The sequence below is a fragment of the Bacteroidales bacterium genome, from assembly GCA_018334875.1.
Lineage (GTDB): Bacteria > Bacteroidota > Bacteroidia > Bacteroidales > UBA12077 > JAGXLC01.
In genome coordinates this window covers 1-4,714 of record JAGXLC010000315.1, presented here as the reverse complement: position 1 = coordinate 4,714, position 4,714 = coordinate 1, and the positions used below count along the sequence as shown (strand labels likewise).

Sequence of the window (4,714 nt, the reverse complement as noted above, 5' to 3'; positions counted from 1 at the left end):
CCACCATTTCGTTGTTGGGGTTCTGGCCATGAAAGTTGGCATATATGTAGGTGTTCTTTTCGTCAGTCTCGCAATACCAGGGATATCGCTCCTGACCCGCTGAATTCTCAATTGTTTTTTCTTTCAGCACATTTTCTAAAATGCTTGTCTCGTAAAGGGATTTGCCATTAAGATAGACTCGTCCGGTATGGTGGCTCCTTCCGTGATCATTGAACCAGTCGCCGGTGATCTCATCTTTGTAAGGATTGTAATCTCCAAAAAAGGTATTGGGAATTGTTGCCTTCCACACATCATCGTTAAACCGTTCCCATCCTGTAATTACCTCTGAGCCTTTAATTTCCACGCGCTCACCTTCTGCTGCCCTGTAAATGATCCGCTCAGCGTCAGACGCACCGCCGCGGGGTGGGGTTATTCGTTCTCTGTAAGTGCCTTCATGAACTATTATAACATCTCCCGGCCGTGCTTTTTGCGCCGCAAATGAAATGGTTCTGAAGGGTTCTGACGCCGAACCCGGGTTTTCATTGTCTCCCTTTTTTGATACATGATACTCTGTAGCAAAAACGCCTGAGGTCATCAATATCAAAATAATAACTAAACTGGTAAGTTTTGTCGGTTGCATAATGTTTTTTTAGGTGGTTCATTTCTTGTAATTATTGCTTATCCCCGGCACTACCGGTTGAACCCATGCACGTTGTTTGCCTGTTACCTCTCCGGTTATCTGATCTGTTTGGTCTGCGGAAGATGTGACCCTGACGCGTACATACAGCTCATCGCCGGTAAATGTATAACTTGATTGTAGGTCGCTTGAGCTGGCCAGCACTTTGCCAATCTCATCGCTGTATCTGTGTGTGGTATTGTCTATCTTATTTCCCGATTCACCGAATCTGGGCTCACTCTCTTTCTCAAACCCGGCGCGGGTTCCAATATATTCAGTGGTGTATTCTACTCCTTCTTCCGGTTTAATCTCTACCTCTATTTTTTCTCCGTCAAAATTTATATTTTTCAGTGATACGCCGGTAGAGGAGTAAAAATCTCCCTTGTCGATGGCATCAAGGATGCTTTCCGGGGTAAGTTCTGCGCTTCTGACCATAACCCATCCTCTGCCCGGTGTAGCGCCCGCCGAATGGTAATTATGTGCATCGTCTGTTGCCAGCCCGTACAACAACTTTTCGTCTCCTGTAGCAAGACGTTTGGAAAGCACAATGTCCCAAATCCTTTCGGTGCTTGCCCGGTATTCATTGCCTTCATTGTTTACAGAGGGATGACCATTGTAAACCTCAAAAAAACGCAGATCTTCAGCTTTTAGCATCATTTCTGCAGTTATGGCCCATTGGAAATTCGGGTGGGCAAGTACGGGATATACGTTGCGGCCGGACTGTTGCCTGTATTCAGCTACCCTTTCCACCATCTTCCTTATCATAGCTGCCCGCTCATCTGCGCTTCCTTCAGCAGGAGGGATAACTTTATACTGGTGATGGGCAACCATATGCACAGCATGAGAGGCTGTGATTTCATTACCGCTCATCAGCAGGAATTCGTCCGGCTCTTCAAACTTATCGCGGAATTCATCCAGCGGTCTCAGACGAACCTGGATATTTCCTTCCTCTTCAGCCGGTTGGGTCTCTACCCAATCTTCACCGAACAAGCGTTTATACTTTTCCAGGGCTTGATGCTCTCCGGGGAACTTTTTCCAACGCATACCTTCAAGCAATGTATTGTGATCGGTGATTGCAAGAAAGTCGTATCCATTGTCTTTATACCATTTTGCCACAGATTCGGGAAAATCATCCCCGTCGCTCCAGAATGTATGCGTGTGCATATTGCCTTTCTGCCATGCCGAATCATCTTTTGTTTGGCAGGATATCAACATTGCCGAAACAATTAATGTCAGGGCTATGAGCTTAAAATGTAAAATTCCCGGTTTGATCATATATTTGTGTTTGTGTAAATTGGAAAATCGACTCTTATCTCAAAAAGGTTATTCACTGCTTGTCGCCTTACCTTTTTTTGATTAGTGGATAAATAAAATCTCATAATTTCTTAATATTGAGCAAGATTTGTTGGTTTATTACAAAATTAAAGGGGATTTATGAAAATTGCAACTTTTTCTATGTCAAAGAAAAAAATATACATAGGGTAGATGTAATAAAAACATGGTATGAAAAATAAGAGAGGAGTAAATTATAAAGGGTTTATAAACAAATAATTTATATTAATTCTAAATAATATCTAAATAGATTGCTTGGTATTAACCTTAAAGAAATAACAAACAGGGTGGTTGGTCTTGACTCATCCCGGTATCCGGATATATACCTGCAATATTTGAAGATATCGGAAGAAACCTTTGGCCTGATGAAAACCTTCTCTTAATCTACCAACGCAAGGTTCAAAGATTTCCTGCTCCAGCAGGTTTATTTGATAATGTCCCGCAGTTGGCTAATATAGAGACATTCTAAATAGATATACAAGGCTCTGTATCTGCACGGGAAATCAAAGGGAATTTTATAATACACTGAACTTTTCACATCGGTTTCATGAATGGTAATTGATGAGGTATGATCCATTCTAGTGAAAGGAGAAACCTTTTTCAATAAAGGTAAGGAAAATATGGAAAATGAATCCAAGGTATAGTAACCTCAAACCTGAATATCCTCTTGGTATTTGTTTCCCAATATCAGCCATTTGCATTACAGAAACATCGCCCCAATGGTCAGAGAAACGACAAAGAAATATCACCTGCCTTATCATCTACAGCCTACTTTTTTTGCTGTCTCTTTTCGGATTACGGTCTAATCCTTTGATTATAAAGCTGAATAACCGGATAGTGGTTGAATCTGTCAGTAGGATTTCCTTGAATGTCAACCCAAAGGTTCGGCTTTCCAACAAAATTAATTTCTTTATCTTTATCCATGTTGTAAGGTTTTGTTTTGGCAAATACAAACTTATAACATTGGGGTGCAACTTTTTGGGAATAGTCCCATTATTTTTCAATTTTGTCGGACTCTAGTGTATTTCTATGATTAAAATCGGTTCTCAAATATGCATGGTGCTCATTATTGTCTGTTTTTTTGAGTTAAATGCAATTGCCGAATTGCCTGATAATGAAACTCCTATCCATTATAACTTGAGTATTCATACAGGAACGATGCTTCCACATTATTCTACAATGGAGGCTTTGAATCGTGAATATATAAGAAGTCTCGAACTGAATGCCTGGTTTTACGATGAAAACAAAGAGCGATTCAATAATTCAATTCTCGGTACCGGCTATTTTTATTCCAATCTGGGAAATAATGAAGTTTTTGGTAATGTTCACGCTGCCTATATGAGTATGCAAAATCCTTTATTAACAGATGAATTGCCTGTTCAATTAAAAATAGTCCTGGGAGCCGCATATGCAACAAAAAAATATGATCCGGAGAACAACCCCTTCAATATAGCTTTAGGATCCCATCTCAATGCTTACGGACGAATTTCTCTGATTGGCAAAATAACACTCATTGAAGATAAATGGATACTCAGGCCGGGTATATCTTTTCATCATCTATCAAACGGAAAAGTTGTTTCTCCGAATCTGGGGATAAATATGCTAACTTTTCATACAGGCCTGGAATTTAGTTCGACTCACAAACATTCCGGAAAGCTGGTTTTATCACGAGATAAAGAAACAAAAGAAAGAAATTGCTTTTCCTTTACGATTGCACCAGGTGTTAAACAAGTACATAAAAGTAAAGAATTTCAGATTTTTACATCAAGTCTGATATTTGATTATGGATACAGATATTTGCCACAAAGCAGTATCGGCTTAGGAATCGACTTTTTTTATAATGATTCCTGGTCATATTTTCCCTATAAAAGTGCAGAGCGTGATGAGTCGCCACTCCCTTTTCAATCTGCCATTCATCTTTCATTGCAAAGGGACATAGGCCCGATTTCGTTTATACTTCATCCGGGCCTCTATATATACAGACCCTCAATGGATATTCCATCTTTCACTGGTCGCCTGGGGGTGAAGTATTCTATGGAAAACAATCTTTCCCTCCAGTTTTCCATAAAACATCACTGGTTTGCATTGGCTGATTATTTTGAATGGGGAATAGGATACGAAATTAACAGATAGGAAGTTATCGCTGCATCATCTATCCACTCAAGGCAATGATCCAGATAATTCCTTCGGTATAAATTATTATTTGAAATCAGTTTAATCAGTTCCAATTATATATTTTCCGGGGTGAAGGCCATTTTTTTTCTGTATTTTCGTTATGTAGAAAAAAGTTCACAAGATATGTACAATAAGAATGATATGAATCAGAAGCCCGATCTTCCATTTGAAAGGGACAAAGACAAGGAAACACTGAAAAGCGAGATAGCCAGGTCACTAACTCCGGAAGAACGACTTCGTAAACTGACGCAAATGATGGAGTTTAATAAAAAATTCAGTCCGAATTACCAAAGGGCTGTTGAAAAAAGATTGAAGGAACGGAATGCTTATATTCTTAGATAAAGAACATCCATGAAGGAATTGGGTAGATTGTATTATAATGTTCTGCAAGCATTAGACCGATGCAATGTAAAATATTTGATTGTTGGCGGATTCGCCACCAATTTTCATGGTGTGATCCGTTCTACCATTGATTTGGATCTGTGGGTTGACAAAAAAGAAAACAATCTGGAAAAGCTTTTCCACGCTTTTATTAGGATGGGTTATAACCAA

Annotated in this window: 5 protein-coding genes; 3 read left to right on the top strand and 2 right to left on the bottom strand. The window is 39.5% G+C overall.

The genetic code is table 11. The annotated features are described in order from the left end of the window. Both KGY70_17215 and KGY70_17210 read right to left on the bottom strand, forming a co-directional pair. Positions 1–619: DUF1565 domain-containing protein (locus KGY70_17215; GenBank protein ID MBS3776941.1), on the bottom strand; the 619-nt coding region annotated here is incomplete at its 3' end. Between the two features lie 18 nt (positions 620–637). Further along, positions 638–1,930 (bottom strand): hypothetical protein, encoded by a 1,293-nt coding sequence (locus KGY70_17210; protein ID MBS3776940.1) that lies wholly within the window; start codon positions 1,928–1,930, stop codon positions 638–640. Between the two features lie 1,215 nt (positions 1,931–3,145). On the opposite strand from KGY70_17210, the gene KGY70_17205 reads away from it, so the two are divergent. The 3 genes from KGY70_17205 to KGY70_17195 all read left to right on the top strand — a co-directional run. Then, positions 3,146–4,120, top strand: a complete 975-nt coding sequence (locus tag KGY70_17205; GenBank protein MBS3776939.1) for an acyloxyacyl hydrolase — start codon at positions 3,146–3,148, stop codon at positions 4,118–4,120. Positions 4,121–4,285: 165 nt separating this feature from the next. Then, on the top strand, positions 4,286–4,504 hold the full coding sequence (locus KGY70_17200) for a hypothetical protein (protein ID MBS3776938.1): 219 nt from the start codon (positions 4,286–4,288) through the stop codon (positions 4,502–4,504). A gap of 9 nt (positions 4,505–4,513) precedes the next feature. Next, a partial coding sequence (locus KGY70_17195) for a hypothetical protein (protein MBS3776937.1) occupies positions 4,514–4,714 on the top strand: 201 nt, incomplete at its 3' end.

Bases quoted from the DNA above. Each gene is read 5' to 3' on its own strand.
- KGY70_17210 (MBS3776940.1), bottom strand. From the start codon at position 1,930: ATGATCAAACCGGGAATTTTACATTTTAAGCTCATAGCCCTGACATTA.
- KGY70_17200 (MBS3776938.1), top strand. From the start codon at position 4,286: ATGTACAATAAGAATGATATGAATCAGAAGCCCGATCTTCCATTTGAA.
- KGY70_17205 (MBS3776939.1), top strand. From the start codon at position 3,146: ATGCTTCCACATTATTCTACAATGGAGGCTTTGAATCGTGAATATATA.